The 25801-nt window shown below is 46.7% G+C and carries 25 protein-coding genes, 3 tRNA genes and 2 pseudogenes; 15 read left to right on the top strand and 15 right to left on the bottom strand.

Annotated elements, in window-relative coordinates; genetic code table 11:
• Positions 1 to 42: 42 nt before the first annotated feature.
• Together Q5866_RS21100 and Q5866_RS13310 are read right to left on the bottom strand one after the other, a co-directional pair.
• Entirely contained in the window at positions 43 to 1098 is a 1056-nt protein-coding gene (locus tag Q5866_RS21100; RefSeq protein ID WP_368502037.1) for a FimB/Mfa2 family fimbrial subunit, read from the bottom strand.
• Between the two features lie 245 nt (positions 1099 to 1343).
• Positions 1344 to 1976, bottom strand: a complete 633-nt coding sequence (locus tag Q5866_RS13310) for a hypothetical protein (RefSeq protein ID WP_303180723.1) — start codon at positions 1974 to 1976, stop codon at positions 1344 to 1346.
• 190 nt (positions 1977 to 2166) lie between these two features.
• Here Q5866_RS13310 and Q5866_RS13305 point away from each other — a divergent pair, with 190 nt between their 5' ends.
• Positions 2167 to 2313, top strand: a complete 147-nt coding sequence (locus tag Q5866_RS13305; protein ID WP_303180722.1) for a hypothetical protein — start codon at positions 2167 to 2169, stop codon at positions 2311 to 2313.
• Here the strand turns inward: Q5866_RS13305 and Q5866_RS21095 are convergent.
• The 3 genes and pseudogenes from Q5866_RS21095 to Q5866_RS13290 all read right to left on the bottom strand — a co-directional run.
• Positions 2241 to 2495: pseudogene (locus Q5866_RS21095) on the bottom strand (hypothetical protein); the annotation flags it as partial. The gene Q5866_RS13305 and the pseudogene Q5866_RS21095 sit on opposite strands and share 73 nt — an antisense overlap.
• 10 nt (positions 2496 to 2505) lie before the next feature.
• Positions 2506 to 3090, bottom strand: a complete 585-nt coding sequence (locus Q5866_RS13295) for a DUF3575 domain-containing protein (RefSeq protein ID WP_303180719.1) — start codon at positions 3088 to 3090, stop codon at positions 2506 to 2508.
• Complete coding sequence (locus Q5866_RS13290) at positions 3087 to 3617, bottom strand: hypothetical protein (RefSeq protein ID WP_227217881.1); 531 nt, start codon at positions 3615 to 3617, stop codon at positions 3087 to 3089. The genes Q5866_RS13295 and Q5866_RS13290 overlap by 4 nt, the downstream gene beginning before the upstream one ends.
• A 470-nt stretch (positions 3618 to 4087) precedes the next feature.
• Between Q5866_RS13290 and Q5866_RS13285 the strand changes: the two are divergent.
• Positions 4088 to 5217: pseudogene (locus tag Q5866_RS13285) on the top strand (ATP-binding protein).
• Positions 5218 to 5221: 4 nt separating this feature from the next.
• Here Q5866_RS13285 and Q5866_RS13280 read toward each other — a convergent pair.
• The gene (locus tag Q5866_RS13280; RefSeq protein WP_186975967.1) at positions 5222 to 6361 is read right to left on the bottom strand and encodes an ATP-binding protein; all 1140 of its coding nucleotides are present in this window, start codon (positions 6359 to 6361) and stop codon (positions 5222 to 5224) included.
• Between the two features lie 134 nt (positions 6362 to 6495).
• Entirely contained in the window at positions 6496 to 7194 is a 699-nt protein-coding gene (rsmI, locus tag Q5866_RS13275) for a 16S rRNA (cytidine(1402)-2'-O)-methyltransferase (RefSeq protein ID WP_303180717.1), read from the bottom strand.
• 271 nt (positions 7195 to 7465) lie between these two features.
• Here rsmI and Q5866_RS13270 point away from each other — a divergent pair.
• The 10 genes from Q5866_RS13270 (at position 7466) to Q5866_RS13225 (ending at position 13050) form a co-directional block, all read left to right on the top strand.
• Positions 7466 to 7537: transfer RNA gene (locus Q5866_RS13270), tRNA-Glu, on the top strand.
• Between the two features lie 28 nt (positions 7538 to 7565).
• A tRNA-Glu gene (locus tag Q5866_RS13265) sits at positions 7566 to 7637 on the top strand.
• A gap of 24 nt (positions 7638 to 7661) precedes the next feature.
• A tRNA-Glu gene (locus tag Q5866_RS13260) sits at positions 7662 to 7733 on the top strand.
• A 28-nt stretch (positions 7734 to 7761) separates the two neighbouring features.
• Positions 7762 to 8013: a 30S ribosomal protein S20 gene (rpsT, locus tag Q5866_RS13255; RefSeq protein ID WP_099291652.1), complete on the top strand. Its 252-nt coding sequence runs from the start codon at positions 7762 to 7764 to the stop codon at positions 8011 to 8013.
• Between the two features lie 148 nt (positions 8014 to 8161).
• Positions 8162 to 8857 (top strand): DNA repair protein RadC, encoded by a 696-nt coding sequence (radC, locus tag Q5866_RS13250; protein ID WP_099291653.1) that lies wholly within the window; start codon positions 8162 to 8164, stop codon positions 8855 to 8857.
• A 189-nt stretch (positions 8858 to 9046) separates the two neighbouring features.
• The gene (gene grpE, locus Q5866_RS13245) at positions 9047 to 9616 is read left to right on the top strand and encodes a nucleotide exchange factor GrpE (protein ID WP_303180715.1); all 570 of its coding nucleotides are present in this window, start codon (positions 9047 to 9049) and stop codon (positions 9614 to 9616) included.
• A 17-nt stretch (positions 9617 to 9633) separates the two neighbouring features.
• Positions 9634 to 10782, top strand: a complete 1149-nt coding sequence (gene dnaJ / locus Q5866_RS13240; protein ID WP_186975966.1) for a molecular chaperone DnaJ — start codon at positions 9634 to 9636, stop codon at positions 10780 to 10782.
• Positions 10783 to 10791: 9 nt separating this feature from the next.
• A complete protein-coding gene (locus Q5866_RS13235; RefSeq protein ID WP_099291656.1) occupies positions 10792 to 11736 on the top strand; it encodes a LysR substrate-binding domain-containing protein in 945 nt (314 codons plus the stop codon).
• Positions 11737 to 11759: 23 nt separating this feature from the next.
• The gene (gene lpcA / locus Q5866_RS13230; RefSeq protein WP_099291657.1) at positions 11760 to 12335 is read left to right on the top strand and encodes a D-sedoheptulose 7-phosphate isomerase; all 576 of its coding nucleotides are present in this window, start codon (positions 11760 to 11762) and stop codon (positions 12333 to 12335) included.
• 43 nt (positions 12336 to 12378) lie between these two features.
• Positions 12379 to 13050 carry an inorganic pyrophosphatase gene (locus Q5866_RS13225; protein WP_186975965.1) on the top strand — a complete coding sequence of 224 codons (672 nt, stop codon included), beginning with the start codon at positions 12379 to 12381 and terminating at the stop codon, positions 13048 to 13050.
• Between the two features lie 86 nt (positions 13051 to 13136).
• Here Q5866_RS13225 and Q5866_RS13220 read toward each other — a convergent pair whose 3' ends face one another.
• The 3 genes from Q5866_RS13220 to Q5866_RS13210 form a co-directional block, all read right to left on the bottom strand.
• Complete coding sequence (locus Q5866_RS13220; RefSeq protein ID WP_303180711.1) at positions 13137 to 14672, bottom strand: YifB family Mg chelatase-like AAA ATPase; 1536 nt, start codon at positions 14670 to 14672, stop codon at positions 13137 to 13139.
• Between the two features lie 72 nt (positions 14673 to 14744).
• Positions 14745 to 15506 carry a UDP-2,3-diacylglucosamine diphosphatase gene (locus Q5866_RS13215; protein ID WP_186975963.1) on the bottom strand — a complete coding sequence of 254 codons (762 nt, stop codon included), beginning with the start codon at positions 15504 to 15506 and terminating at the stop codon, positions 14745 to 14747.
• 24 nt (positions 15507 to 15530) lie between these two features.
• Positions 15531 to 16691, bottom strand: a complete 1161-nt coding sequence (locus Q5866_RS13210) for a TlpA disulfide reductase family protein (protein WP_099291661.1) — start codon at positions 16689 to 16691, stop codon at positions 15531 to 15533.
• A gap of 186 nt (positions 16692 to 16877) precedes the next feature.
• On the opposite strand from Q5866_RS13210, the gene Q5866_RS13205 reads away from it, so the two are divergent.
• The 3 genes from Q5866_RS13205 (at position 16878) to Q5866_RS13195 (ending at position 20269) form a co-directional block, all read left to right on the top strand.
• The gene (locus Q5866_RS13205; RefSeq protein ID WP_141560932.1) at positions 16878 to 17285 is read left to right on the top strand and encodes a hypothetical protein; all 408 of its coding nucleotides are present in this window, start codon (positions 16878 to 16880) and stop codon (positions 17283 to 17285) included.
• 122 nt (positions 17286 to 17407) lie between these two features.
• A complete protein-coding gene (locus tag Q5866_RS13200) occupies positions 17408 to 19693 on the top strand; it encodes a TonB-dependent receptor (RefSeq protein ID WP_186975962.1) in 2286 nt (761 codons plus the stop codon).
• Between the two features lie 60 nt (positions 19694 to 19753).
• Positions 19754 to 20269 carry a heavy-metal-associated domain-containing protein gene (locus tag Q5866_RS13195; protein WP_099291664.1) on the top strand — a complete coding sequence of 172 codons (516 nt, stop codon included), beginning with the start codon at positions 19754 to 19756 and terminating at the stop codon, positions 20267 to 20269.
• Between the two features lie 205 nt (positions 20270 to 20474).
• Here the strand turns inward: Q5866_RS13195 and Q5866_RS13190 are convergent, their stop codons facing one another.
• From Q5866_RS13190 to rlmN, 5 genes are all read right to left on the bottom strand, one after another.
• Positions 20475 to 21557, bottom strand: a complete 1083-nt coding sequence (locus Q5866_RS13190; protein WP_227217155.1) for a phosphotransferase enzyme family protein — start codon at positions 21555 to 21557, stop codon at positions 20475 to 20477.
• A 35-nt stretch (positions 21558 to 21592) separates the two neighbouring features.
• Positions 21593 to 22495, bottom strand: coding sequence for a sugar phosphate nucleotidyltransferase (locus tag Q5866_RS13185; protein ID WP_099291666.1), 903 nt, complete (start codon positions 22493 to 22495; stop codon positions 21593 to 21595).
• Positions 22496 to 22582: 87 nt separating this feature from the next.
• Entirely contained in the window at positions 22583 to 23905 is a 1323-nt protein-coding gene (locus tag Q5866_RS13180; protein ID WP_303180706.1) for a DNA recombination protein RmuC, read from the bottom strand.
• Positions 23906 to 23945: 40 nt separating this feature from the next.
• Entirely contained in the window at positions 23946 to 24509 is a 564-nt protein-coding gene (locus Q5866_RS13175) for a lipocalin family protein (protein ID WP_227217152.1), read from the bottom strand.
• A gap of 245 nt (positions 24510 to 24754) precedes the next feature.
• The gene (gene rlmN, locus Q5866_RS13170; protein WP_303180703.1) at positions 24755 to 25789 is read right to left on the bottom strand and encodes a 23S rRNA (adenine(2503)-C(2))-methyltransferase RlmN; all 1035 of its coding nucleotides are present in this window, start codon (positions 25787 to 25789) and stop codon (positions 24755 to 24757) included.
• Between the last annotated feature and the right edge of the window lie 12 nt (positions 25790 to 25801).

Below are 25801 nucleotides of genomic sequence, written 5' to 3'. Positions count from 1 at the left end.
CCTTTCTCTCATTTTCAATTTTCAACTTTCAATTTTCAATTGTTAATTGGCTCCGATGTTTCCTCCCTCTTCCCACCCGGAGGTGTTGGTTTGGAAGATGAGGGTTTGGTCTTTGCCGATTTGTATGGTGAGGTCGAATTCTTGTCGTATGTTGTCGGTGAGCCGTATACCCATTGTCCGGAAATAGGTGCTGAGGTCGACGGGGGTGATGAGTGGCGTGCCGTCACGGGTGAGGTGGACGGTGGGGCGACATTCGTCGGTGAGCCGCAAGGTGGTGAAGTTCGCCTTGACCTTGCCGCCGGCGAAGCCCGCCTGCACGGTGTACGTGCCTTTGCCTGCCTCGTCGTCATGACAGGGAAGGGTATAGTCGCCCCACGGGGAGCCTCCCGTGAAGCGGTAGCCGAGGGGTATGCCCTCGACGCACATGACGGGAGCGCCGTCGCCGCGGGCAATGGCGGGCAGCACCCCGTCCGCCCACTCGACGGTGAGGTTCAGCCGGGCGTGGGCGTGCATAAGCCCCACCCGGAGGCGGGTGACGCCGTGGCGGGGCACGGTGAACGAGGTGTTCCCGTGGTAGAGCCGCCCGACGCAGAGGTGGTGCGGGATGTCGTCGCCGCCGTGGCGGGAGGCGTTGTCCTGCGGTCGGGGATGCAGGTGACTCTCGGGCAGGTGGCTCGTGTCGGGGGTAACGTTCCGGAAGGTGCAACCGTCGGGCAAGGTGTTTGTCCATGTAATGAGGTTGTATTTACCCGGCGGAAGGCGGAACGTTCCCACCCCGGCACGGCATGAGTCACCCGGAAATTCGCCCACCAGCAAGCCGGTGGAGTCGTAAACGAATTGCCGGATGCCCGCCGCGGGAAATTCTCCCGAGGTGATGGATTGCCCGTCACTGCAAGTGTATTCCACCCACACGTTGTAGGGACAGACAGCCAGTTCGGGGTCGAGGGTGCAGCTGGTGAGGAAAAAAATTAATTTTAGATTTATGATTGACGATTTAAGATTAAAAAACCGATTGATTTTAGATTTATGATTTAGAGTCGCCTTCGGCGAGTTACAGGATTCATTCGCCTTCGGCGAGTTACAGGTTGCAAGTTGCATTTGCCTGCGGCAAGTTGCAGGTTGTTTTACCGGTGTTGGGGACGGTATTCCAGCTCCTCCTCTGTTTATAGAGGAGGTGGCAGTGGAGCTGACGGAGGAGTTTGTTGAGGCGGTAGTGCCACAACTCCCTCCCCCTTCCGGGGTGCTCCCTCTATAAACAGAGGGAGAGCTGGAATACTCTTTCGTCTTCGGTAAACTTTTCATCTCTATTATTCTAAATCTTTCTCATTTTCAACTTTCAATTTTCAATTGTTAATTGTTTTCTCCCACTCCACCACGAACTCCGTGCGTCGCAGGCGGGGGAATATATCTTTGAGCATATCGCGGTAAGGGTCGCCGTTGCGGAGGCGGATGAGGCGTGCTTCCCTGCCGTCGAAGATGTTGCATTCGCGGATGATTTGGAGTACTTCTTCCTTGTAGGGTTTGTCGGATTCGTGCAGAAGCCGGACTGTACCCTCCCAGTCTTCGGCGACGGAGTAGGCACGGAATAAGGTTTGGTCTATCGCGGGGTATGCCCGGCAGAGGTGCTTGAGCACGTTTGCCACCCGCAGGGCGGCGAGGCGCGCGTTGTGGTCGTATTTTCCCTCGGGGGAAGCGTAACCCGTGAGCGTGACGGAACGGATGGTGACAGTGGTATCCGCCAACAAGGGACGCAGTACGCTGTCGATGCGGGACAATTCCTGTCGATTGTCGCCGAAATCGGGCAGGAGGGGTGTCCTCCCGACGGGATAGGCGAGATACATGATTCCCCGGCAAGAATGGTCGGCTAGTGCGTCGAGGGAATCGAGTAATCTTTCTTTCAGCACGATGAATTGCCGGATGGTTTCGCGAGCTTGCCGCAGGCTGTCGGATAGTGCCGCGTGGTTATCACGCAACACGGTGTACTCGTCGGTGAGCGACACGTCGGGTATGACTGTCTGTACGCCTAGAATTTCGTCGGCGAGACATTCGCTGGTAAGGTAGCGAATGCCGAGAGCTGCATCGCGCATCCACGGGCTATAGGGTACTGTGACGGTATATTGCAGGGCGATGTCATGTCCCCGACGGAAGCGTAGTTCCCGGTAAATTTTGTCGGGAAGCCGGGTGAGTGCTGTTTCCCGGGCGTCGAGCTTTACCCTGCGCTTGCCGGCGATGATGACGGCGGGAAGGGGATTTTCCTTGCCCTTGCTCACGAGCAGGGGTATAATGGTGACGGATGCTTTCCTCGACAATTGAAGACCGCGCGTAGTTACCGACAGTTGTACCGTGACGCTGTCGTCGGCGAGCGATACCCGTTCGAGAGTCACGCTTACCCGCGGGTGGAAGAATGCGGTGTCCGGCACGGTGGTGTTCGCGGTGGCGGTTTCGGTAACGTTCGCAAGGAATAAGAATAATATAATATAAGGTATTATTTTCATTTTCTCGTGTTTAGTTGATAAAAAACATGAGTGTCACGGCGGCTTTCGTGGGACCGAAGTAGTCGCGTTTGTAGCGAGCTTTGATATCGGCACAACCGGAACATTGGTATTTGTCGTATCGCAGCCGAATGTAGCCCAGTCCGAATGCCGCCTCCACGCCCCACCGTTTGCCGACAACCCAATGGTAGCCGTAAGTGATACCCGCCCCGAAGAGAGGTCCCCGGTAGTGATAGTTTTTCAAGCTCTTGATAAAGGATACGCCCCCGATATCGAACCGTCCGACGAGAGCATGTACCCCGGCGAAGTGTCCCTCGAAAGTGCGGCAGAACCAATAGCGTAGTTCGGGTTGGAACAGGTAATGGCGCAGGGAGGTGTTGCCCTTGAAATCTACAAGGTTGTAGGCTCCCCAAAGATCCACGGTCAGGCGGGGATGGACGGCGAACTCGATACCGAAGTTTGGCGTCGCGGTGGCGGCATGCAGGAGATTGGTTTTTATCGCCACGTGGCGTTGTGCCTGTGTCGTGGTGACGGTTAGTAATAACAGTAAGCCGATACCTACCCATGTCGTGATATGATGGGACGCGTGTTTTTTCATAGTTCGAGGGTTTTAAGAAAAGGATAGAGAAAGTTAGCAATAACTGATCTGGGATAGTACACCCCAAAAATGGTGAATAACTCGTAGTCGTTTGACAGTTCGCGGGTTCTCTTCCTGTATAGCATTTCGACGACGCGCTCGACATACTCGTCAATAGCGGGGCAGGAGTACAAGGGTTGCAGCGTGTGAGTGATATCGTTGCAGAGAGGGAGTAGCGAACGGAAATACAGTTCGCAATAGAAATTATTGAGATCGGCGAATTGTATTTCCAAGGTTTGTCCCGGATTGAGTATTTCCACTTCCCATGCCGTGTTTGCCGGGATGAAAACAAGTTTACCTTTCCCCGCCCGACAACGGTCGAATCCGGGTATAGAAACTATACCGTCTCCGTCCAGAATAATAATCACAAGATTTTTATCTGAAGCCTCTTTTTCTATCCGACAGCTTTTAGGATAAATGTTTGCTGTTAAACACAATCCTCCTGTTCTGTCTTGATATTCAATGTTGCGATCCTCACTTGCACGCATCTTTTCAAGATTGTTTCACGTATTATTAAACGTTCGTTTAATAATATAAAAAAGAGTGTACTAAAATGCCATATTATAGCTATACAGGTAATATATGATTTTATATATTTAATGTAATATTATTGAGTTGATATATAATTGATATCAAGAATGTTAGATGTCAAACTCACGCAAAGGTTTGCGTTTTTTTGAATTTATTTAGTCCATTAACAAAAAAAACAATACCTTTGTATCATAAATTCAACGATTTTTGATATATTTTTAATCTCGTTTTTGGTACTCTATGTTTTTGTAAATCTTTACTTTAGGGGAGAGTAAGTTGTCGTTTTCCTATGCCTTTTATTATGCGAGAAGTATTTTGGACGCTGTAAACGAGTGTTTTGTAAAAATCGCCAGTGTGGAGTACGATTTTAATGTAAAAATCGCCATTTGGAAAAAATACCTATCTTTTATGATTATGGAATACAATTATGGAAACGATAAAACGAATACTTGAAGATCGGATTGTAGAATGGATAACGCCCGGTAAGGCTATATTGATTTTTGGCGCTCGACGTGTGGGTAAGACGATTCTCATGCGTAAGTTGGTAGACAATTATCCCGGACGAGCGATGATGCTGAACGGGGAGGATTTTGACACATTGGCTCTGTTGGAAAATCGTACCATAGCGAACTATCGTCATTTGCTGGAAGGAGTAGAATTGCTTGCTATTGATGAGGCACAGAACATTCCTTATATCGGCAATATACTAAAACTGATCGTGGATGAAGTCGATGGTATCCGTGTGTTGGCAAGTGCGTCATCATCATTTGACTTGCTTAATAAGACCGGGGAGCCATTGGTCGGTCGGGGTACACAGTTTTTGCTTACGCCTTTTTCCCAGCGTGAAATAGCGCAGACGGAAACGGCACTGGATACTCGCCGGAATCTGGAGGCACGCTTGATCTACGGTTCGTATCCGGAGGTAGTGATGGCTGGTAGTTTTGAATGCAAGACAGATTACCTGCGTGATATCGTCAGTGCTTATCTGTTGAAGGATATTCTAACTATTGACGGCTTGAAGAATTCTAATAAAATGAGAGAGTTGCTCCGGCTCGTTGCCTTTCAATTGGGTGCGAAGTTTCTTATGAAGAACTGGGAAAACAACTTGGCATGAGCAAGACTACAGTAGAGAAGTATCTCGATCTGCTGGAAAAAGTGTTTGTCGTGTATCGCTTGGGAGCCTATTCCCGCAATTTGCGCAAGGAAGTGACTAAAGCCGGGAAATGGTACTTTTATGACAATGGTATTCGGAATGCTATTATCGGGAATTTTTCGCCTTTGGCTATCCGGCAGGATGCCGGTGCGCTTTGGGAAAATTACTTGATAGGAGAACGACGAAAGAGAAGTTTGAATGACGGAACAGGGAAAGAGTTCTATTTTTGGCGCACTTATGACAAGCAAGAGATAGATTTAATAGAAGTGCACGCCGAGCAACTTACCGCCTTGGAGATCAAGTGGGGAAACAAAATGCCTCCTGTGCCGAAAGCTTTCGGGGAAGCATACCCTCACGCGGAGTATCACGTGGTGAACAGGGATAATTATTTGGAATTCGTGTAAGCGGTTAAATAATTTGTCTTTTCCAGAGTTTATGCAAAAAATCGGTTGCCGGTAAAATTTCTACACCGTTCATGACGCGTGGGGTGCGATCGAGTGACACGACGATTAGGCGCGCCTCGGGATGTTCCTCGCTAAAAGCTTTTAATCCTTTCAAGTGGCGGGATTGTACTTCTTCCGTGGATTTGATTTCAATAGCAATTTTGGCATCTCCCAGTATCGCGTCCACCTCGTAGCCGGATGTCGTGCGCCAATAAGATAGGGTATTGGTATTGTCAGTGTACCCGAGGTAAGCGATGAGTTCTTGAATGATGAGATGTTCAAAAGCATGCCCGAAATCGACGGAGCCGGGAGCTAGTTCATGACGTTTTGTTAGATAATTGACAATCCCCACGTCGAAATAATAGAATTTTGGAGATTGTATTAATCGTCTTTTGATGGCTTTCGCGTATGCCGGAATCATATATCCCAACATGGTTTCGGATAGAATGGAGAAATATTCTTTTATCGTGGGTGCGCTAACACCTGCATCGGTGGCAATGTTGTTATAATTGACAATTTCCCCGTTTGTAAGAGCTGCAATTTCAAGGAAACGGCTGAATGAATTCAAGTTTCTTGTTAGTGCTTCCGCTCGTATCTCTTCTTGTAAATAGTCGCCAATGTATGCTTGTAGGCGTTTATGCGGGTTTTCTATTAAATAATGTCTGGGAAGCATACCGTTGTTGACAGCGCGTATCAGATTGAAGTCGGGGAGTTCCTCGCTAACAAAGGGGTAGAGTACGTTTCGCACGGCACGTCCCCCTAGTAGATTTGCTCCGCTTCGTTTTAGTTTTCGTGCACTTGACCCGCATAATATGAAACGAATGCCCCGATTGGTGATAAGCCAATGCACTTCATCCAATAGTTCCGGAACTTTCTGTACTTCATCTATAATGACTAAGTCCGATTCTCCGGATAACATAAGTTCCTCCCGTAAAAGTGACGGACGACGGTGTAAACGTTCGAATTCATCTGCTTTTAGCAGGTCGTAATATTTTGCTTCGGGAAATAAACTATTTAGCAATGTACTTTTCCCCGTTTGTCGTGCTCCCCATAGGAAAATGCTTTCTGTTTTAGCATCGTCTAGTTTTAAGTATCTTGTTATCATTGTATAGTGCTTTAGAAAATCATGAAAATCTAAAGTACAACTTTAGAAAATCATGAAAATCTAAAGCACAACTTTTGATTTTCACAAAACAAAGATATGGAATTTTCTATTTTCTGTGGCATTTTCTGTGACATTTATTCGGAATCTTCCTCCGTTTCCTTTTTGGGTTTCCCCTCGACGATGATGATGATTTCGCCTTTTACACCTTTTTCGGTGAAGTGTGTGATCAGTTCTTTGAGAGTACCCCGCTGGAAGTCCTCGAAGAGTTTGCTGATCTCGCGGGCAACACAGGCATGGCGGCTTTCCCCGAAAAATTCAGCCATTTGCTCTAACGCTTTGACAAGGCGGAAAGGGGATTCGTAGAAAATCATCGTGCGGTCTTCCTCGGCGAGGGAGATGAGTTTTTTTTGTCGTCCTTTCTTTTGCGGCAGGAATCCCTCGAAGCAGAAACGGTCGCAGGGAAGCCCCGAATTGACGAGGGCGGGCACGAAGGCAGTTGCCCCGGGCAGACATTCGGTTTCTATACCTTGCTCTATACAGGTACGGACGAGCAGGAAGCCGGGATCGGAGATACCGGGTGTGCCCGCGTCACTGATCAAGGCGACGTCCTCTCCGCGGGCGATGCGTTCGGCGATGCGGCTCACTTGCTGGTGCTCGTTGAACTTGTGGTGCGAGAGCAGAGGGGTGTTGATCTCGTAATGCTTGAGCAATTTCGCGGATGTGCGGGTGTCCTCGGCAAGCACGAGAGGTACTTCTTTTAATATACGGAGTGCTCTTAGCGTGATGTCTTCAAGGTTGCCGACGGGGGTAGGGATAAGGTACAGTTTTGCCATATAATTTGAAAATTGAAAGTTGAAAATTGAAAGTGAGGTTTCAAGATTCAATGATTTAATATCCGCAAAGGTAGGAATATATCTATGATTTTATTCATAATTTGACGATATTTCTCTTTTAGAGAGGAGATGCCCGCCGAGTGTTTGGGGTGATTTACAGAGATTTGGGGACGTAAATATCGCTAAAAGCGTGTGTTAGTGAAAAAAAAATAGTGATTTCTTTGGTTGGAATGAAATTTGCCGTATATTTGCAACCGCTAAAGCAAAATATGGTCCGTTCGTCTAGGGGCTAGGACGCAAGATTCTCATTCTTGTAACACGGGTTCGATTCCCGTACGGACTACAAAGCTGATAATAATCGGCTTAGCGATGGTCCGTTCGTCTAGGGGTTAGGACGCAAGATTTTCATTCTTGTAACACGGGTTCGATTCCCGTACGGACTACCGAGAAGGTAGTGGATATTTAATGGTCCGTTCGTCTAGGGGTTAGGACGCAAGATTTTCATTCTTGTAACACGGGTTCGATTCCCGTACGGACTACAAAGTTGAATTAAATTAATTTGTAGAGATGGCAAATCATCAATCATCAGAAAAAAGAATACGGCAGAGCGAGAAGAGAAAATTACATAATCGTTACTACGCTAAAACTGCTAGAAATGCCGTTAGGAAACTACGTGCGTTGACTGAGAAAGAGGCTGCAGCAGATTTGTTACCGAAAGTTTCATCTATGTTAGATAAGCTTGCGAAAAAGAATATTATCCACAAAAACAAAGCTGCAAACTTGAAATCGAAGTTGGCTTTGCACGTGAATAAGCTGTAATTTCAATAGACATAAGATATTAGGGTAATAGGTCTTGAGCTTGTTACCTTTATTTTTTATGTGTCGGGTAATCTTGAGAATTTATTCTTAAGATTTTTTTTTTATTTTGAAAAAAAATGGTTACATTACCGGCTGTAAAGATAAGGTTATGGCTGGAGAATATATTCCTATTTCCTCGTGGGCGGAGGATGATAAGCCCCGGGAAAAGATGTTGGCGAACGGCGTCGCCACGCTTTCCACAAATGAGTTGCTCGCTATCCTGTTGCGCTCGGGAAGCGGCGGGGAGTCTGCTCTTGATCTTGCCCGGCGTATGCTGGCGGATTGCAATAATGACTTGAATACTTTGGCGCGCTTGTCCGTGACGGATTTCATGAACCGTTACAGGGGAGTGGGCATGGCAAAAGCAGCCTCGATTATCGCCGCGGTGGAGATCGGGCGGCGCAGAGCGTTGGCTGCCGCCCGAGAAGAGCCCGTGCTGACGACAAGCCGGGATCTGTATGACTATCTGCAACCGCTCATCGGGGATTTGGATCACGAGGAGTTCTGGGTGGTTACCCTTTCGAGTGCCTGTCGGATAAAGTCATGTGAACGTTTGTTCTCCGGAGGTATGGAAAACACGATTATCGATATCCGGATGGTGTTCCGGAAAGTGTTGGAAGCCAAAGCGTGTTCTATCGTTATCGCGCACAACCACCCTAGCGGTAACAATCGTCCGAGTCCGCAGGATATTGCTCTGACGAAAAAGATTCAGGAAGCGGGAAGGTTGTTGGATATCATTCTGCTTGATCATATTATCGTTTGCCCCGATCGATATTATAGTTTCGCGGATAATGGGATGTTGTGAATTTTAGATTTGATGATTTTAGATTTTAGATTGAGGGCGTAAATCACTTAATTGTTATATCTTTGTGGCAGCATATTGTGCCACATTGACACTCGTTTTGTTTGTCAATGTGGCATGTTGACTTGTTGGCAGGGATTTTGCTTGAAAAAAGTAGCTTAATTTGTTTATTCATAAAAAAATATATACGATATGTCAGAAGAGAAGAGAGCGACTCACGAGGAAGAACTGGAGGAGTCACAGAATGTTGAGAATGAGGTAGAAAAAAAGTCTCACAAGAAGAAAGAGGATAAATCTTGCAAAAAGGAAGAGAGTAAATTGGAAGAGTTGGGACAAAAGCTGGCGGAGATGAATGACAAATATCTGCGGTTGTCGGCGGAATTTGATAATTACCGGAAACGTACTTTGAAAGAGAAAATGGAATTGACGAAGAGTGCCGGGGAGCAGATATTGACAAATATTCTGCCTGTGGTGGATAACTTCGAGAGAGCCTTGAAGAGTATGAGCGTGTCAAAGGATGTGGCAGCCTTGAAAGAAGGGGTGGATTTGATCTATGCTAATTTCAAGACGTTCCTAACGCAAAACGGTGTAAAGGAGATCGAGACGGACGGGGTGGATTTCAACACGGATATTCACGAGGCTGTGACCACTATTCCCGCACCGACTCCCGAATTGAAGGGGAAAGTGCTGGATTGTATCGAGAAAGGATATTATTTGAACGATAAGGTGATGCGTTTCGCGAAAGTGGTTGTAGGCGAATAAATTAAGATTGCGTGGTAATGGAAAAGAGAGATTATTATGAAGTGTTGGGCGTGTCTAAAAATGCCGATGCTACTGAAATAAAAAAAGCGTATCGCAAACTGGCATTGAAGTATCATCCGGATAAGAACCCGGGTGACAAGGAGGCAGAGGAGAAGTTCAAGGAGGCTGCCGAGGCGTACGATGTGTTGAGCAATGACGATAAAAGGCGCCGTTACGACCAGTTCGGACACGCCGGGATGGGTGGTGCCGGTGGTTTCGGTGGTGGAGGCATGAGCATGGATGATATCTTCTCTCATTTTGGGGATATCTTTAGTGGGATGGGCGGTTTTGGCGGCTTCAGTGGTTTCGGCGGGGGCGGACGTTCAGCCCGTAGGGTGAACCGGGGTACGAATCTGCGGGTGAAGGTGAAATTGAACCTGCAAGAAGTAGCTACCGGAGTTGAAAAGAAAATTAAGGTGAAAAAATACGTGGCTTGCCAGCATTGTAGCGGCACGGGTGCGAAAGACGGGAAGTCTTTCACTACTTGCTCGACCTGTAACGGTTCGGGACAGGTTACCCGAGTGCAGAATACAATTCTCGGTGCCATGCAGACGACTTCCACCTGTCCCACTTGCGAGGGTGAAGGAAAGATTATTAACGAGAAATGTACCTATTGTAACGGAGAGGGCGTGTTGTTGTCGGAAGAGGTGATCACGATTAATATTCCGGCAGGGGTGGCTGAAGGGATGCAGCTGTCATTGGGCGGTAAAGGCAATGCTGCCCGTCGCGGAGGTGTGAATGGAGATTTGATTGTGCTGGTGGAAGAAGACGAGCATCCTGATCTGGTAAGGGACGGCAATGATTTGTTGTATAACGTGTTTATCGGTTACCCCGAAGCGGTTCTGGGAGAAACGGTAGAGATTCCGACGATAGAGGGCAAGGTGAAAGTGAAAATAGAGGCAGGAACTCAACCGGGTAAAATATTGCGCTTGCGCGGAAAAGGTTTGCCGGACGTGAACGGGTACGGGAAAGGTGACCTGTTGGCGAAGGTGAACGTGTGGATTCCGAAGAACTTGTCGAAAGACGAGAAAAAGTTAGTGGAGAAAATGAAAGAAACGACTGGATTCAAGCCCGGAAGTAATGACAAGAAAAGCATATTCTCCAAGATGAAGGATTTTTTTGAATAGAACAAATTTATGATTACACTGACACAACTGGAATATATTGTAGCCGTTGACGAGCATCGGCATTTTGCCACGGCAGCGGATAGTTGCTTCGTGACACAGCCGACGCTGAGTATGCAAATCAAAAAGTTGGAAGACGATCTCGGTGTAATCATTTTTGACAGGAGCCGACAACCGGTGGTGCCCACGGATATCGGGGCAAAACTGATCGCTCAGGCACGGACGGTTTTATCGGCGACACAAAGAATAAAAGAAATTATCAACGAGGAAAAACAGGAGGTGGCAGGCTCTTTGAAGATCGGGATTATTCCCACGTTGGCCCCCTACCTGTTACCTATTTTTATAGGGGATTATATCCGCCGTTATCCAGCCGTGAAGGTCGAGGTTGAGGAGTTGGTATCCGAAGAGATTATCAAGCGATTGAAACGGGACACGTTGGACGCGGGCATTTTTGTTACGCCTTTCCATGACGAGAAGATCGTGGAACGCCCCGTCTTTTATGAAGAAATGATGATCTACGCTCACGCCGGTCATGAACTTTTGAAGAAGAAAGACGTAGAAATACAGGATATCGCCACTCCCGATATATGGATGCTGGGTGACGGTCATTGTTTTCGCGATCAAGTGGTGAACTTGTGCGATATGCACGACACGCAGCACAAGAACCTGCCCTTTGATTTCGAGAGCAATTCGTTGGAAACATTGATGAAGATCGTGGATAGGGAAGGCGGTTTTACTTTAATCCCGGAACTGGCATTGTTGTATATGACGGAGGAGAAAAAAAAGCAAGTTCGTTCGTTCACGACCTATAAGCCTTTGCGGGAGGTGAGCGTCATTTATTCGCGCCACTATACGAAGCAGAAGTTGATAGACCTGCTTTGCGAGGATATCAAACAGGTGGTCCCCCCGGGAATGTTGAAGAAGGAAAGAGGGAGGATCGTCGAATGGAAAAAATAAGATAAATGTAATACCCTAAGAAGATGGATAGTATCAAGAAGAGTTTTTTAGAGGCACAGCAGGTGTTGGCTGATTTTGTGGCGGATGACGAGAAGTTGAAACAGGTCGGGTTGGCAGCCGAGATATTATCCCGGATTCTGAAAAGCGGCGGTAAGGTGATTAGCTGCGGTAATGGCGGTTCCATGAGTGACGCCATGCATTTCGCGGAAGAACTTACAGGACGCTTCAGGGGTGACCGCCCGGCATTGCCTGCCGTGGCGATTTCCGACCCGACGCATTTGACGTGTGTAGCGAATGACTTCGGTTTTGATTATGTGTTTTCCCGGTACGTGGAGGCGCACGGGAAAGCGGGAGATGTCCTGCTGGCTATCAGCACGTCCGGTAATTCGGCAAATGTCGTGAATGCCGTGAATACAGCGCATGATCGGGGAATGCTGGTGATCGGGCTGACAGGTAAGGACGGCGGTAAGATGAAGAATTTATGCGATGTGAATATTTGTGTCCCGTGGAATGGTTATTCCGACCGGATACAGGAGATTCATATCAAGATTATTCACATCTTGATAGAACAGATCGAGTTGCATTTGTTCGGTGAATAGATATAAAGGTGTATGACACATATTTTTTTTAAACGAAATAGTTATGGGAAATAAAATTAATGACCCTATCGCCCGATTGATGGGGTTGAGGTACAAGTCACATCCGTGGCATGGGTTGGATATCGGGCCGGATTTTCCGGCAGTGGTGACAGCATTTATCGAGATGGTGCCTACCGATACGGTGAAGTACGAGTTGGATAAAGTGAGCGGTTATATCAAGATTGACCGTCCGCAGAAGTATTCAAACGTGGTTCCTGCGTTGTACGGTTTTTTGCCGCAGACTTATTGCGGGGATCTGGTTGCTGACTATTGCATGGAGCAAACCCAGCGGGCGGATATACACGGTGACGGCGACCCGTTGGATATTTGCGTGTTGACAGAGAAAACGATATCCCACGGGGATATTATTGCAGAGGCTCGCCCGATCGGGGGATTCCGTATGTTGGACAAGAACGAGGCTGACGATAAGATTATCGCCGTGTTGAAACATGATGCCACGTATAGCGTGTATAACGATATATCCGAGTTGCCACACGTGGTGATCGATCGTTTGAAACACTATTTCCTGACCTACAAGGATCTTCCGGGAGAAGAACGCCGCACGGAAATTACCCACGTGTATAATAAGGAAGAAGCCTACGAGGTGATTCGTAGAAGTGCGGAAGACTACAAAAATCACTTCCAAGGCTTGGAGGATATCTTGAGTCGGGTTTAAACGTGAATTGATTCTGTGATTGTCGATTGATTGATTTCGTGATTCTATAATCACCTAATCGTCAATCATAAAATCACTGAATTTTTTTATCCTCCCCACCCTTCGCGATCGAGGCTGCGATACTGTATGGCTTCGGCGATGTATTCGGGTTTTATTTTTTCACTGTGTTCCAAGTCCGCTATTGTGCGGGATAGTTTTATGATGCGGTCGTATGCTCTGGCTGATAGGCCGAAACGTTGCATAGCGATTTTCAGCAAGGCGGTGCATCTATCATCCAAAAGACAATATTTTTTCAACAGAGGTGACGTCATCTGGGCGTTGCAATATATGCCTTGATGCTCGCGGAATCGGGCAGTCTGTATTTCTCTGGCGGCAATCACCCGCTCGCGAATGGCGGCACTGGGTTCGCTTTCGGTGTTGCTGGTCATTTTATCCAGTTCGACGGGGACGACTTCGATATGTATGTCAATGCGATCAAGCAGAGGACCCGATATTTTGGACAGGTATTTATGCACGGCTCCCGGCGGACAGTTGCACTCTTTGGTGGGGTGATTGTAGTAACCGCAGGGGCAGGGGTTCATGGAAGCGATGAGCATGATATTTGCCGGGTATTCCACGCTGAATTTGGAACGACTGATGGAAATCATCCGGTCTTCCAGCGGTTGGCGTAAAACTTCCAGTACAGATCTCTGAAATTCGGGTAGTTCGTCAAGGAATAATATTCCGTTATGTGCCAGTGAAATCTCCCCGGGTTGAGGCCAAGAGCCGCCACCGACAAGAGCCACGTTCGAGATCGTGTGGTGGGGGGATCGGAAAGGACGGTTGACGATCAGGGAATTGTTGTTTTGTATTTTTCCCGCGACGGAGTGTATCTTGGTTGTTTCGAGAGCTTCTTCCGTGGTCATGGGCGGCAGGATTGTCGGTAATCTTCGGGCGAGCATGGTCTTTCCCGAGCCCGGTGAGCCAATCATGATCATATTGTGTCCGCCCGCGGCGGCGATTTCCATGGCTCTTTTCACGTTCTCTTGTCCCTTAACGTCTTTGAAATCCAATAATTCGTTGTCGGAGTGCTGTTTCATGATTTTCCGGTCGAACACCGCGGGGGAGAATGATTTTTCTTTTTTCAAGAAAGCAATGACCTCGTTGATATGCCGGAAGCCATATACCTCGAAATCTTGAACAACAGCGGCCTCATTGGCATTCTGATGGGGGAGGATGATTCCTTTGAATCCTTCTTTTTTCGCGTGAATGGCAATGGGCAGTACGCCTTTTACGGCTTGCAGGCTTCCGTCAAGGGACAATTCGCCCATGATGACGTAGTGTTCCAAGTCGGCATCAGGAAGTTGTTCATTGGCAGCCAGAATACCGATACCTATCGGGAGATCGTAAGCGGAGCCTTCCTTCTTCACGTCGGCGGGAGCCATATTGATAATAACTCTTTTACCCGGGATTTTAAGTCCTATTTCCCGGAGGGCGGAATCGATGCGTTGTTGACTTTCTTTCACGGCATTGTCCGGTAATCCCACGATGATGAATTTAGCACCCCAGAGGATGTTTACTTCTATTGTAATTGTAATAGCATTGATGCCGTACACGGCACCGCCGAATATTTTGACTAACATAACTGTCGATCTTTATTTCACATACAGGCAGGTAAGTTAGGATTATTTTACACGGAAACAAAATGGATAGGGTTATTTTTTCTCTTCGAGTTTTTCCAGTGAAACTTTTTCTCCGTCGAATTTGGCATACGTGAAATGAGTAATCCAGTCTCCCGTGTTGATATAATAGCTGGATTCCGCCAGTTGCATAAAGATGGGAAGGTGGCGATGACCGAAAATGAAGTAATCGATGTGCCGTTCCTGCAATACTTTCTTGCAATACAGCACGATCTCTTCTTTGTCATCTCCCAAGTATTCTCTTGCGTCTATTTTCCCGTTTCCTTTTAGTCGGGAGTGTGATGACCATCTGTTTGCCAAAGCGATACCCCAGTCGGGATGAATCAGCCGGAAGCATCTTTGCAGGAAACGATTGTGGAAGGCTTTGCTGAGGAAAAGATAGCCTTTGTCATTCGGGTTGAGTCCGTCGCCGTGTCCGATAAGGAAGGATTTCCCGTTCATTTCGATTTCGAACATAGAGGTATGCAGGATCACCCCACATTCCTTTGCCAAGTAGTCGAACGCCCAGATGTCATGATTTCCGGTAAAAAAATGAACTTTTATCCCGCTGTCGGTGAAATTGGCGAGTTCTGCCAGAAAGCGCACGTGTCCTTTGGGAACCACGTGTTTGTATTCGAACCAGAAATCGAACATATCACCCAACAGGTAGAGCTCCGAGCAAACGGGTTTTATCTTTTTCAAAAAATCCACGAGCATCAATTCCCTTTCCCGGTTATTTTTCAATAGTTTGGCACCCAAGTGTGCATCGGAGAGGAAATAAACGTTCTTACCCTGCATGATGATATGTTCGTTCTGTTTTTATTATTTCTTCAATAAAGTGTTCAAACGATCTTCCAGACGACTGCCGTACAAGTTCTTGCCGACAATCTCTTTTTTCTGGTTGATGATATAGTTTGCCGGAATATTTTTGATGTTCCAGCTTGCGGCAGCTCTGCTTTGCAAACCACCTTCATCCCATACGCAAATCCAGTTGATCTTGTTCTGTTTTATGATTTCTTCCCACAGCAATCTGTTTTTATCCAGACAGACCATGTAGATTTCAACGCCCTGTTTCTTGAATTTGTCATATACCGTTTTCATCTCCTTGATGTATTCCTGACTTTCTTTGGCGGTGATTAGCCCGAAGTCGAGCACGATATATTTATCTTTCAGGGAGAGCAATGATACCGGTTTCCCCTCCGTGTTGGGAAGAGTGATGTCCGGCAGAGAACTTTCCGAGTTGTTGATCACGGCTGCCAATTGCTGGTTGCGGATCGCTTGGGATATTTCTTTCAAATGGTTCATGATCGCTTTCGTGTATTGCGATTCCGGGTACAAAGCGGTTAATGACGATGCCACTACCTTGAAATAATGAAGGTCTTCTATCTCGTCCATGATACCGAGATTTCCTCCGATTTTCTGGTACAGGGCGTAGTAGGATGCCGGAGAGGTTGCGTGTTTGATGATAAAATCCCGGGTGAAGTTGATCTGTTTGTTTATAGCCTCCTCCCAAGCTTTGGCGTATTCTTCTCTTTGTTTGTCGTAAGCAGGCTCCTGTGGCAGCGCCTGATAGGATTTTCTCAAGGAGTCGGTCAGCGTGATCGTACGATCGAGTTGGAAGTTTAATAATTTGATCCACAATGAATTTTCCGATCCATCTACCCAATAGTTGTTCTTGATGTCATCGAGTTTTCCACTTATTTCTATTTTTTCTTCCGGAGTGGCGATGATTGTAACCTGCTCGTTATTAGCGAATTTTAGCGCATAGAAGGTCGGTAGGTCAACATTAATCTTGAAAGTAAACTCTCCTTTCTTGTTAATTTTTGTTGAGTCTATAACTTTCCGGGAACTCACGTCAATTTGTTCCAAGTATACTTTCGTGTTGTCCGCGTCTTTGATGGCTCCGGTGATCTCGACATTCGTTTTCTTGCTGCAAGAAGCGATAAGAACTACAAATAGCCCGAATAGTAATATTTTTCTCATAGTTTGTTGGAATGATAAATAATCTACATCTATATTGAAATTCGAAAGTAATACTTTTTTTCGATTTTTTACATCAATAGAGAGAGAATTTGAATAAAAAAACCGTTAATAAATTGTTAATGCTCTGTTTTAGAGTATGTGGATTGAAATAAAGTTTTATTTTTGCAAACGATGAAACAGCAAAAAATGAATATACGCGCCCTTTTGTTATTGGTTGTTTTCCTTTTAGGGACAATCGGGGTAAATGTGAGTAAGGTGTACTGCCATCGTTGTCAGGAAACTTATTCGCGTTTGATATTCATTCCTGCTGATACGCCGTGTCCTTGTACGCACGGTTGTGTTTGTTGTCACTCGTGCCATAATATGCACAAAAAGAATTGTGATAACGCGAAACAACAGCATACATATTATAAGGTCTACGGCGAGTGGGCTGCTTCTCATTTCGAGGTGCAGTTCAGCGATATGGTGATGGAGGTGGATTCTGCCCCTGTCTTTTCCGATCGTGCTACATCTATTGTCAAATCATTTAATCCTGCCTTGACGTACACGGATAATTCTCCGCCATTGGAGTTGCTGTGTACATTCCGTTGTTGATTTATTTCTGTTCCGTGAAGAAGGAATCCCCGCGGGTCCCTTTCAGACTGGTCGTGCGTGTATGCTTGGCCGAGAAGTATTATGTGTGAATTGAAACTAAAATCAAGAGCGAAAGTAATTGTATGAGAAATCTTTTTATTATGGTGTGTTTGTTCGCGTCCTTCGGATTGCAGGCGCAAACAATTAAAGGCCGGGTTATGGAGGAAACAGCCGATGGCGAGGAACCGCTTGCCGGGGCAAACGTGTATTGGGTTGGAACGAGCAAAGGAGCCGTGACGGACGGTAACGGAGAGTTCAAGTTGAAGTGGGAGAAGGTGGGAAAGTTGGTAATCAGCTTTATCGGTTATCGGTCGGATACTATTCAAGTGAAATCGACGGATAAGTTTGTTACCTGTACGTTGCAATCTGGGGAGTTGTTGGATGAAGTGAACGTGCAAGCCCGGAAGCAAAGTACGGTGATGACGACCAATCGTCCGTTGATCGAGCAATTGATTACGGGGGAGGAATTGTGTAAAGCCGCTTGCTGTAACTTGGGCGAAAGTTTCGAGACCAATGCGTCCGTGGATGTTTCTTACGCGGATGCGGTGACGGGAGCAAAACAGATTCAGTTGCTCGGGCTGACGGGAAAATACGTGCAGATGATGACGGAGAATATGCCTAATTTTAGGGGACTTGCTTCTCTGTACGGGTTGACTTATATTCCCGGTCCTTGGATGTCGGCTATTTCCGTGTCTAAAGGTACCGGTTCGGTTATCAACGGCTACGAGTCGATGGCAGGCCAGATCAGCGTGGATTACAAGAAACCCCGTGATCCGGAATTGTTTTCGGCAAACGTGTTTACCAGTAGCGAGGGGATGTACGAGTTTAACTCTAATTTCAGTATCCGTTTCAATGATAAATGGAGCACGATGTTCCTTTTGCACGGGGACTGGATGGAGGAGCCGCACGACGGGAATAAGGACGGTTTTCTGGATATGCCCGAAAAGACACAGTATAACGTGATGAATCGTTGGGCGTACAAGGATGATTCTTGGTTCCTTCAATTCGGTGGAAAGTTTATCGACGAAACTCGTGAGGGGGGACAAACCTCGCACGGGGGACATGCCGAGCCGAATCCGACCTACGGGCTTTACAAGATAGGTATCGATACGCGTCGTTACGAGGGATTCTTGAAGTTAGGGTATCTGATGCCTCAATACGAGAACACGAGTATGGCATTGCTGCTGAATTACACGGATCACACGCAGGATTCGTATTACGGGAAGAAAATATATAATGCGGGACAAAAGAGTTTCTTCGCTAATTATATTTATCAGTCCATATTCGGGAATAATCCGGGACAGATGTACTCGGCAGGTATTAGTTTTACTTATGACAAGTATGACGAGGATTTCCGCGATCAATTGGTCGTGGCGGACGGACTCGAGGGGGTGGATGCTACTTTCAAGCGCGAGGAGCGTGTTCCGGGGGCTTTCTTCCAGTACACGGGAGAGTTTTTGGACGAGCGGTTTGTCGTGATGGCGGGTTTGCGTTATGATTATCACAATATTTTCGGTAGTATCTGGACGCCCCGGGCTCATATCATGTATAAGCCGGATGAGTTCACGAATATAAAAGCTACTTTCGGGCGGGGATTACGCACGGCGAATATTCTCGCGGAGAATAGCTACCTCTTGGCTTCTGCCGCTAATTTTTACGTGGAAGGTAAGTTATTGGCTAAGAATCCTCACTTGTTGGACGAGTTGAAGATGGAAGATTCTTGGAATTTCGGGGCAAACGTGAACCGGAAGTTTACTTTGTTCGGACGCACGTTGAATGTTAATCTTGATTACTATCACACGAAGTTCAACGATCAAGTAGTAGTGGATAACGAAACGACATTCGATCAGGTGAATTTCTATAATCTGGAAGGGAAGTCCTATTCCAATTGCTATCAGGCAGAGGTGAAATACGAATTGATTCCTCGTCTGGAAGCGACGGTGGCATATCGTTATAATGACGTGAAGACCACGATTAAGGGAGAGTTGAGACGTACCCCGTTTACCAGTCGTTACAAAGGTATGGTGAACTTGTCGTATTTCACGAACCTGAAAAAGTGGCAGTTCGATTTCACCACGCAGTTCAACGGTTCCGGTCGTTTACCCGAACAGGGAGGCATTGCTGATGAGTTTCGGGTTGCACCTCGTTTCGATGCATTCCAGATTATGAACGCTCAGGTGACAAAATATTTCCGCTTGTGGAGTGTTTATGCCGGATGCGAGAATATCGGCGATTTCACGCAGAAAAATCCGATCGTGAACGCTCACGATCCTTGGAGCAGTACGTTCGACTCGTCGAAAGTCTGGGGCCCTCTTCATGGACGTAAATTCTATATCGGTTTGCGTTTTGCTTTAGACCGGAAAGGATGAGATAAAAACTAAAAGATAAAAGTTGAAGACTAAAAATTGATAATAAATAAATATTTGAATATGAAAACAATGAAGATTTTATTTACGCTGGTAGTGTTCGTAATGATGGGTTTAACCGTGAATGCGCAAGCAAAAAAAGATACGACTGTTATTTTCAAGGTGGGTATCCATTGTCCTTCTTGTAAAGCGAAGTTAGACAAGAATATGCCTTTCGAGAAAGGGATAAAGGATTACAAGTTGAATATGAAGGATTCTACCGTGTTGGTGACCTATCGTATGGATAAGAACTCCTTGCCGGGATTGAAAGCGGCTATCGAAAGACATGACGTGAAAGTTCTTGCTTTGTGTGACAAAGACGGTAAAGTTATCAAATGCGACAAAGGACACAAATGTTGCAAAGAAGGTGCAAAAGCAGAGTGCAAAGGAGATTGCAGCCAATGTGACCACAAGAGCGGAAAGCATGAATGTGAAGGCAAATGTGATCATCACAAAAAAGATCAAACGTGCAAGGGAGAATGCGGTGACAATTGCTGCTCTAAAACCGGAAAGAAAGAAGATTGCTGCAAAAAGAAATAAGAGGAAGGTGTGTCGAAACACACCTTCTCGTCCGTAAGGTCTGAAAGTCCATAATGTCGTAAGGCCAAATGTACGGGTGATGTATGTATTATGATAGTGTATATCATTGCGTTATGAAATAATGGACTTTATGGACTTTAGGAGCCGAAGGCTCGACTTTATGGACTTTACAGACTAAAATAGGGTGGCAAAGCCACCCTATTTTTTATTGTTCCTGAATGAATTGATTCATTTTCTCGAAGTGACGTTCCATGTCTTGTAGAAGGCGGACTTGCACTTTTGTCCGTTGCAGGTTGTGCTCCGGGTAGGTGATCGGGTAGTAATGATCACCGTCAAGGTAATCCGTCAGGAAACGTACCGCTTGCAAATAGGTCATCAGAATACATCCTTGTGCCAGTGTTTTTTTCTCTCTTAGGGTAAAGAGGTGTTTTGCCTTTTCCATGAATCCGGCAGTGAACGCCTCAAAAAATGCCATGTTGAATACCACTTCATCAAGGTTGCGGGTTTCTTCCCCGGCCGAGTTACAAGCGGAACGGATGGCATCCCCGAAATCATAATGCACGATTCCCGGCATCACGGTATCCAGATCAATCACGCATAGCGGGCGATCGTTGTGGTCGAACAAAAGATTGTTGGCTTTCGTGTCGTTATGTGTCACCCGAAGCGGAAGGAACCCGTCGTCTTTCAGCTGCTGTAATTCGAGCATTTGCTTGTCGAATTTCTTTAAATATTCGAGCAATTCTTTACTTGACTCGATTCTTTCAGGGCTGGCTTTTGCCAGTGCTTCCTTTAATTCTCGCTGGCGTCGGGGAACGTTATGGAATAAAGGAATCGTTTCCGTCAATAATCTGGCGTCAAAATCGGATATCCGGTTTTCGAATTCGCCGAACCCGATACCCACTTGATAAGCGATCTGGGAGTCCGGAATGACGTCGTAACTCTTTGAGCCCTTGATAAACAAGGAGAGAGTCCAGTAGTTCCCTTCGTAATCCTTGTGATACGCGTTTCCTTTGTCCGTGTAGAAATACGTGATGTATTTACGGGTGATATCACTCACCTTGTGCCGGATAAGACGGTTGCGAATGTGTCCGCATACCAGTTCCTTGTTCTTCACGAGTTTTGGAATATCCTTGAATACGTTGCTATTGAGCCGTTGAAGGATATATTCAACATCCTCATCTACCTTGACGAGATAAGTGTCGTTGATGTGCCCGGACCCGTAAGGCGTGGCCGACACGAATCGACCGCTGGATACGAACGTGTCGTATATCTTCTTTAGTTTATCCATGGCGTTGTTTTTTTTATGTTTTCCCGTTGTTTTTTTTATTTCCCCATGTCCGTGTACAGCCCTTCCCCGTCGAATTTTTGTAGGGCATTGTTCACGAGTTCCGTGTCTTCCTTGTAAGTGACACCAAACCATTTTGCGCTGGTGTTCAGTACTTTCACTTTCACGGTCTTCTGCTTGATCAGTTCGTCTACCACGAACGGGATGTATATCTCCGATTTCGGGTTATTGCTGTTGGCATGATAAAAGTCGACAAACTGTTTTTCGATTTCTCCGAAAAGCATAGGCGTGAATCCCCAGAAATTCATGGATACCACATCGTCCTCGTGGAGGATAACACCGGAGTCCATGTCTTTGATAACCGTACCTTCACGTCCGATTTTGGTGCGTTCCGTGATGCTGGTCAGGAAGTTGTCTTTGTCCGCGGTACATACTCCCCGCGATACGGTACCGTTTTCCGACAGCGTGGCTGCTAACCGGTAACCGGCAAGGCTGAAACAGTTTTCGTCCGGATTATTTGCGATGAAATCATGCATCTTCACGAAAGCGTCACGACCGTAGAAGTCATCGGCGTTGATAGCGATAAAAGGTTCGTTGATACTGTCTTTTGCCGACCAGATAGCGTGTGCCGTACCCCACGGTTTCTCCCGTTCGATAGGAGGCATATTCCCGGGCAGCCGATCCATTTCCTGAAAGCAATACACGGTTTCCACCAGACTTTCGGCATATTTCCCCACGGCTTCTTTAAATTCTTCTTCAAAGCTGCGGCGGATGATGAAAACGATCTTGTCAAATCCGGCATGCACGGCGTCATAAATGGAGTAGTGCAATAATGTTTTTTTGTGCGGTCCCAACAACGCGAGTTGTTTCAGACTACCGAACCGGGAACCCATACCGGCTGCCATAATGAGCAGGGTGGTTTTGTTTTTCTTTGTTTCCATAAATATATTTAATTTCTTATGAATAATCTCTTGTTAGGGCAAAACTAATAAAAAGTCGGGAAAGAAGCTAGCAAGATGTATTTGTTTTTATACTTCCTCCGTGATGTCGGGTTCCGGAAGTTGAGTCGGGGCATCTTGGGTGGGCAATGCTTCCACCGAACGCAGGTGGCGTTGTATGGCACGGGTGCGTTTTCCCATGACTTCTTCAAGTTGGTTGTTTGCCGTCTGGAGATTCTTTTGAGCTTTTTCGAGCATCCCGCCGAATTTGTCAAACTCGGTTTTCACGGCGCTCAAGATACGCCATACTTCGCTGCTTCGTTTTTGGATGGCTAAGCTACGGAATCCCATTTGCAGACTGTTGAGAATGGCGGCAAGTGTGGTTGGTCCCGTCACGATGACATGATACTCCTGTTGTAACTGCTCCAACAGCGAGGAATGGCGAATCACTTCCCCGTAAATGCTCTCGAAAGGAAGAAACATGATACCGAAATCGGTCGTGTGTGGCGGGTCGAGGTATTTCTCCCGGATGTCTTTTGCCATACCCCGGATGGTCTGCTCTATATTGCGGGAGGCGGTTTCTACACGTTTCGGGTCACCGCTCTCGTGGGCTTCTAATAGTTGTTCGTAGATATCTTTCGGGAATTTAGCATCCACGGGGAGATAGACGGAGTCTTCGCCGTTGTCTTTTCCCGGTAGTTTTATGGCGAACTCCACCAGTTTGTCCGAGCCTCTCTTCGTTTTGACATTCGTGTCGTATTGTTCCGGTGCAAGGATTTGTTCAAGAAGCATGGAGAGCTGTACTTCTCCTATTGTTCCGCGTATTTTCACGTTGCTGAGTACTCGTTTTAGTCCTCCCACGTCTTGGGCGAGAGTCTGCATTTCTCCTAATCCTTTCTGCACGCTTTCGAGTTGTTTGCTCACGAGTTCGAATGATTGACCGATGCGCTCGTGAAGTGTTTTTTGTAGTTTTTCGTCCACGGTGGCACGCATCTCTTCCAGCCGTTTTTCCGTGTTTTGCAGAAGCTCCTGTTGGCGGGTACTCAGCTCGCCCAGTTTCTCCCGTTGCAGGCGATTCGAGGCGTTCATGCTTTCGGTGAAACTTTTCTGGAACGCTTCTATGGCGGCATTTGTTTGTGTGGTGATATTTTTTAGTGCTTCCCGGTGCTCCGTGCGAAAATTGTTGAGTGATGCGGCAAGTTCTTCTCTATCCTGTCGAGAGCGGTTCTCGTCCGCTTCCCGGTTATAGCGGAATTCCTCCCGGAATGCTTTTTCCACGCGGGCTATACTCTGTTCCAGTTGAACAAAAGATTCCCGGGCATCCGTGCTCTTTCGGGTGCGGAGCAAGATTACGAGCAGTATGATATTGAGGAGTAAAAGTGCTCCCCCGGTGATATACATGAATAATTCCATATTTCTGAGCCTTTAACGGTTCAAAAATATGGAAAATTACTCAGAGTTTGGTGAACTCCTGTCGGATTTGTTCCCGCTCGTGTGGAACGAAAATCAGTGCGGTCGTGTCATACCCCCGTTTCTGTGCCCTGTGTATAAGGTCTTGCAATTTTTGGGGAGGCAGTTTCGGCGTACGGCTCACGATCCAGAGGTGGTCGCATTGTGAACTGCCGATGAGGGCTGCGCTGTAATCCTTTTCAACCTCCAGAATGTGGTAGTCCGTGTTGAAAACCAGAAAAAACGTGACTCTCAGCACCCCGGGGCGAGTGGTGTCCGGGATATGTACTCTCCCGACAATCTCTTTTTTCTCTCCCGATAGACTGTCCCGATAGCCGCATCCGATGACTTCTATGTCGCCGTCGGGTTTGACAACATAGTTGGTTGTTACTCCGACCAGCCCCCGCTCGAAAGGATGGTCAAAACGTGCAATTTCATACCATAGGCCGACATACTTTTTCAAGTCGAGTGAGTCGATTGCCCGGTTGTTAATCGTTCCGTCGGATTGCGCTGTTACTGACGTGATATTGCATCCGACAAGCAATATCGCTACTAATAATGTTTTCATAGTACGAGTTGACAGTAAGGTGTTTAGTTACTCGTGATACGTGAAGCCGGGAGGTGAGGTTAGTTTATAAGGTTTATAAAGTTCATAAAGTTTATAAAGTTTATAAAGTATTCTTTAGCGAGTTCGTAAGGGTGTAAAGCCCATAGAGTCACGGGTGTTAATTGTCCGTTAGTGCTGTTATAAATAAAGTGCCCGCTAGGGTTTATTACTTTATGAACTTTATAAACCTTATAAACTTTATGAACTCATTTATTCTTGTTCGCCAATTGCCCGCAAGCCGCATCTATATCTTTACCTTTGCTGCGGCGGACGTTGACCACGATGTTCTTGCTTTCGAGGAAGCGAACGAATTGATCCCTGTTCGCATCGGGACTGTGGCGGTAGGGTGCGTTGTCGACCTCGTTATATTCGATGATATTGATTTTCACGGGAAATTGACGACAGAATAGCGCCAGTGCTTTGGCATCCTCAAGACTGTCATTTACGCCTTTCAGTAATAGATACTCGAAAGTGGGGCGAGTCCCTGTTTTGTCAACAAAGTATTTTATCGCTTCTGCCAATTCTGGGAGCGGGTATGCTTTGTTAATCGGCATGATTTTATCCCGTGTGGCATTTATCGCAGAGTGTAGAGAAATAGCGAGGTTGAAACGTACGTTGTCATCGGCAAGGCGCCGGATACCTTCCACTATTCCCGAGGTGGATAGCGTGAGGCGTGAGGGCGACATGCCCAATCCGTCATTTCCCGTGATACGGTCTATCGCTTGCAGCACGTTGTCGTAGTTCAATAACGGTTCTCCCATTCCCATGAATACAATATTGGAAAGCGATGTGCCTCTTTCTTCCGCTAGGCGTTTGACGGCAACTACTTGGTCGTATATCTCTTCCGGCAGCAGGTTGCGGGTGAATCCCAATCCTCCCGTGGCACAAAAACTACATTTCAGTTTACATCCCACCTGTGAGGACACGCAAGCTGTCGCTTTATCCCGGCTGGGGATAAGAACAGCCTCGATCAGATTACCGTCGGGCAACGTGAATCCTAACTTTGTAGTACCGTCGCTGCTTTCTTGCCGATGAGTAAGTGTACCGGTCTGTAAAGTGAATAGTGAGGCAAGACGTTCCCGGGTTTCTTTCGACAGGTTCCTCATATCATCAAAGTTCGTAACTCCCTTTTGCCAAAGCCATTGCCATATTTGCTTTGCCCTAAATGCCTTCTCCCCGTGTTGCACGAGGATTTCTGCCAACTCCTTTTGTGTGTATGCCCGTATATTTGTTTTTTCCATGTGTATTTTGCT

Origin of the sequence: uncultured Butyricimonas sp., from assembly GCF_959596855.1 — a bacterium.
In the GTDB taxonomy this organism is placed as follows: Bacteria; Bacteroidota; Bacteroidia; order Bacteroidales; family Marinifilaceae; genus Butyricimonas; species Butyricimonas muris.
This window is presented reverse-complemented; position numbering and strand designations above follow the sequence as displayed.

Excerpts from the sequence above, each read along its gene's own strand:
- Q5866_RS13185 (WP_099291666.1), bottom strand. The coding sequence starts at position 22,495 with ATGGAAACAAAGAAAAACAAAACCACCCTGCTCATTATGGCAGCCGGT.
- Q5866_RS13225 (WP_186975965.1), top strand. The coding sequence starts at position 12,379 with ATGGGAAATAAAATTAATGACCCTATCGCCCGATTGATGGGGTTGAGG.
- Q5866_RS13195 (WP_099291664.1), top strand. The coding sequence starts at position 19,754 with ATGAAAACAATGAAGATTTTATTTACGCTGGTAGTGTTCGTAATGATG.
- rsmI (WP_303180717.1), bottom strand. The coding sequence starts at position 7,194 with ATGGCAAAACTGTACCTTATCCCTACCCCCGTCGGCAACCTTGAAGAC.
- Q5866_RS13175 (WP_227217152.1), bottom strand. The coding sequence starts at position 24,509 with ATGAAAACATTATTAGTAGCGATATTGCTTGTCGGATGCAATATCACG.
- lpcA (WP_099291657.1), top strand. The coding sequence starts at position 11,760 with ATGGATAGTATCAAGAAGAGTTTTTTAGAGGCACAGCAGGTGTTGGCT.
- Q5866_RS13235 (WP_099291656.1), top strand. The coding sequence starts at position 10,792 with ATGATTACACTGACACAACTGGAATATATTGTAGCCGTTGACGAGCAT.
- Q5866_RS21100 (WP_368502037.1), bottom strand. The coding sequence starts at position 1,098 with ATGCAACTTGCAACCTGTAACTCGCCGAAGGCGAATGAATCCTGTAAC.
- Q5866_RS13205 (WP_141560932.1), top strand. The coding sequence starts at position 16,878 with ATGAATATACGCGCCCTTTTGTTATTGGTTGTTTTCCTTTTAGGGACA.
- Q5866_RS13280 (WP_186975967.1), bottom strand. The coding sequence starts at position 6,361 with ATGATAACAAGATACTTAAAACTAGACGATGCTAAAACAGAAAGCATT.
- grpE (WP_303180715.1), top strand. The coding sequence starts at position 9,047 with ATGTCAGAAGAGAAGAGAGCGACTCACGAGGAAGAACTGGAGGAGTCA.
- Q5866_RS13295 (WP_303180719.1), bottom strand. The coding sequence starts at position 3,090 with ATGAAAAAACACGCGTCCCATCATATCACGACATGGGTAGGTATCGGC.
- Q5866_RS13200 (WP_186975962.1), top strand. The coding sequence starts at position 17,408 with ATGAGAAATCTTTTTATTATGGTGTGTTTGTTCGCGTCCTTCGGATTG.
- Q5866_RS13190 (WP_227217155.1), bottom strand. The coding sequence starts at position 21,557 with ATGGATAAACTAAAGAAGATATACGACACGTTCGTATCCAGCGGTCGA.
- dnaJ (WP_186975966.1), top strand. The coding sequence starts at position 9,634 with ATGGAAAAGAGAGATTATTATGAAGTGTTGGGCGTGTCTAAAAATGCC.
- Q5866_RS13215 (WP_186975963.1), bottom strand. The coding sequence starts at position 15,506 with ATGCAGGGTAAGAACGTTTATTTCCTCTCCGATGCACACTTGGGTGCC.
- Q5866_RS13210 (WP_099291661.1), bottom strand. The coding sequence starts at position 16,691 with ATGAGAAAAATATTACTATTCGGGCTATTTGTAGTTCTTATCGCTTCT.
- rlmN (WP_303180703.1), bottom strand. The coding sequence starts at position 25,789 with ATGGAAAAAACAAATATACGGGCATACACACAAAAGGAGTTGGCAGAA.
- Q5866_RS13220 (WP_303180711.1), bottom strand. The coding sequence starts at position 14,672 with ATGTTAGTCAAAATATTCGGCGGTGCCGTGTACGGCATCAATGCTATT.
- radC (WP_099291653.1), top strand. The coding sequence starts at position 8,162 with ATGGCTGGAGAATATATTCCTATTTCCTCGTGGGCGGAGGATGATAAG.
- Q5866_RS13290 (WP_227217881.1), bottom strand. The coding sequence starts at position 3,617 with ATGCGTGCAAGTGAGGATCGCAACATTGAATATCAAGACAGAACAGGA.
- rpsT (WP_099291652.1), top strand. The coding sequence starts at position 7,762 with ATGGCAAATCATCAATCATCAGAAAAAAGAATACGGCAGAGCGAGAAG.
- Q5866_RS13180 (WP_303180706.1), bottom strand. The coding sequence starts at position 23,905 with ATGGAATTATTCATGTATATCACCGGGGGAGCACTTTTACTCCTCAAT.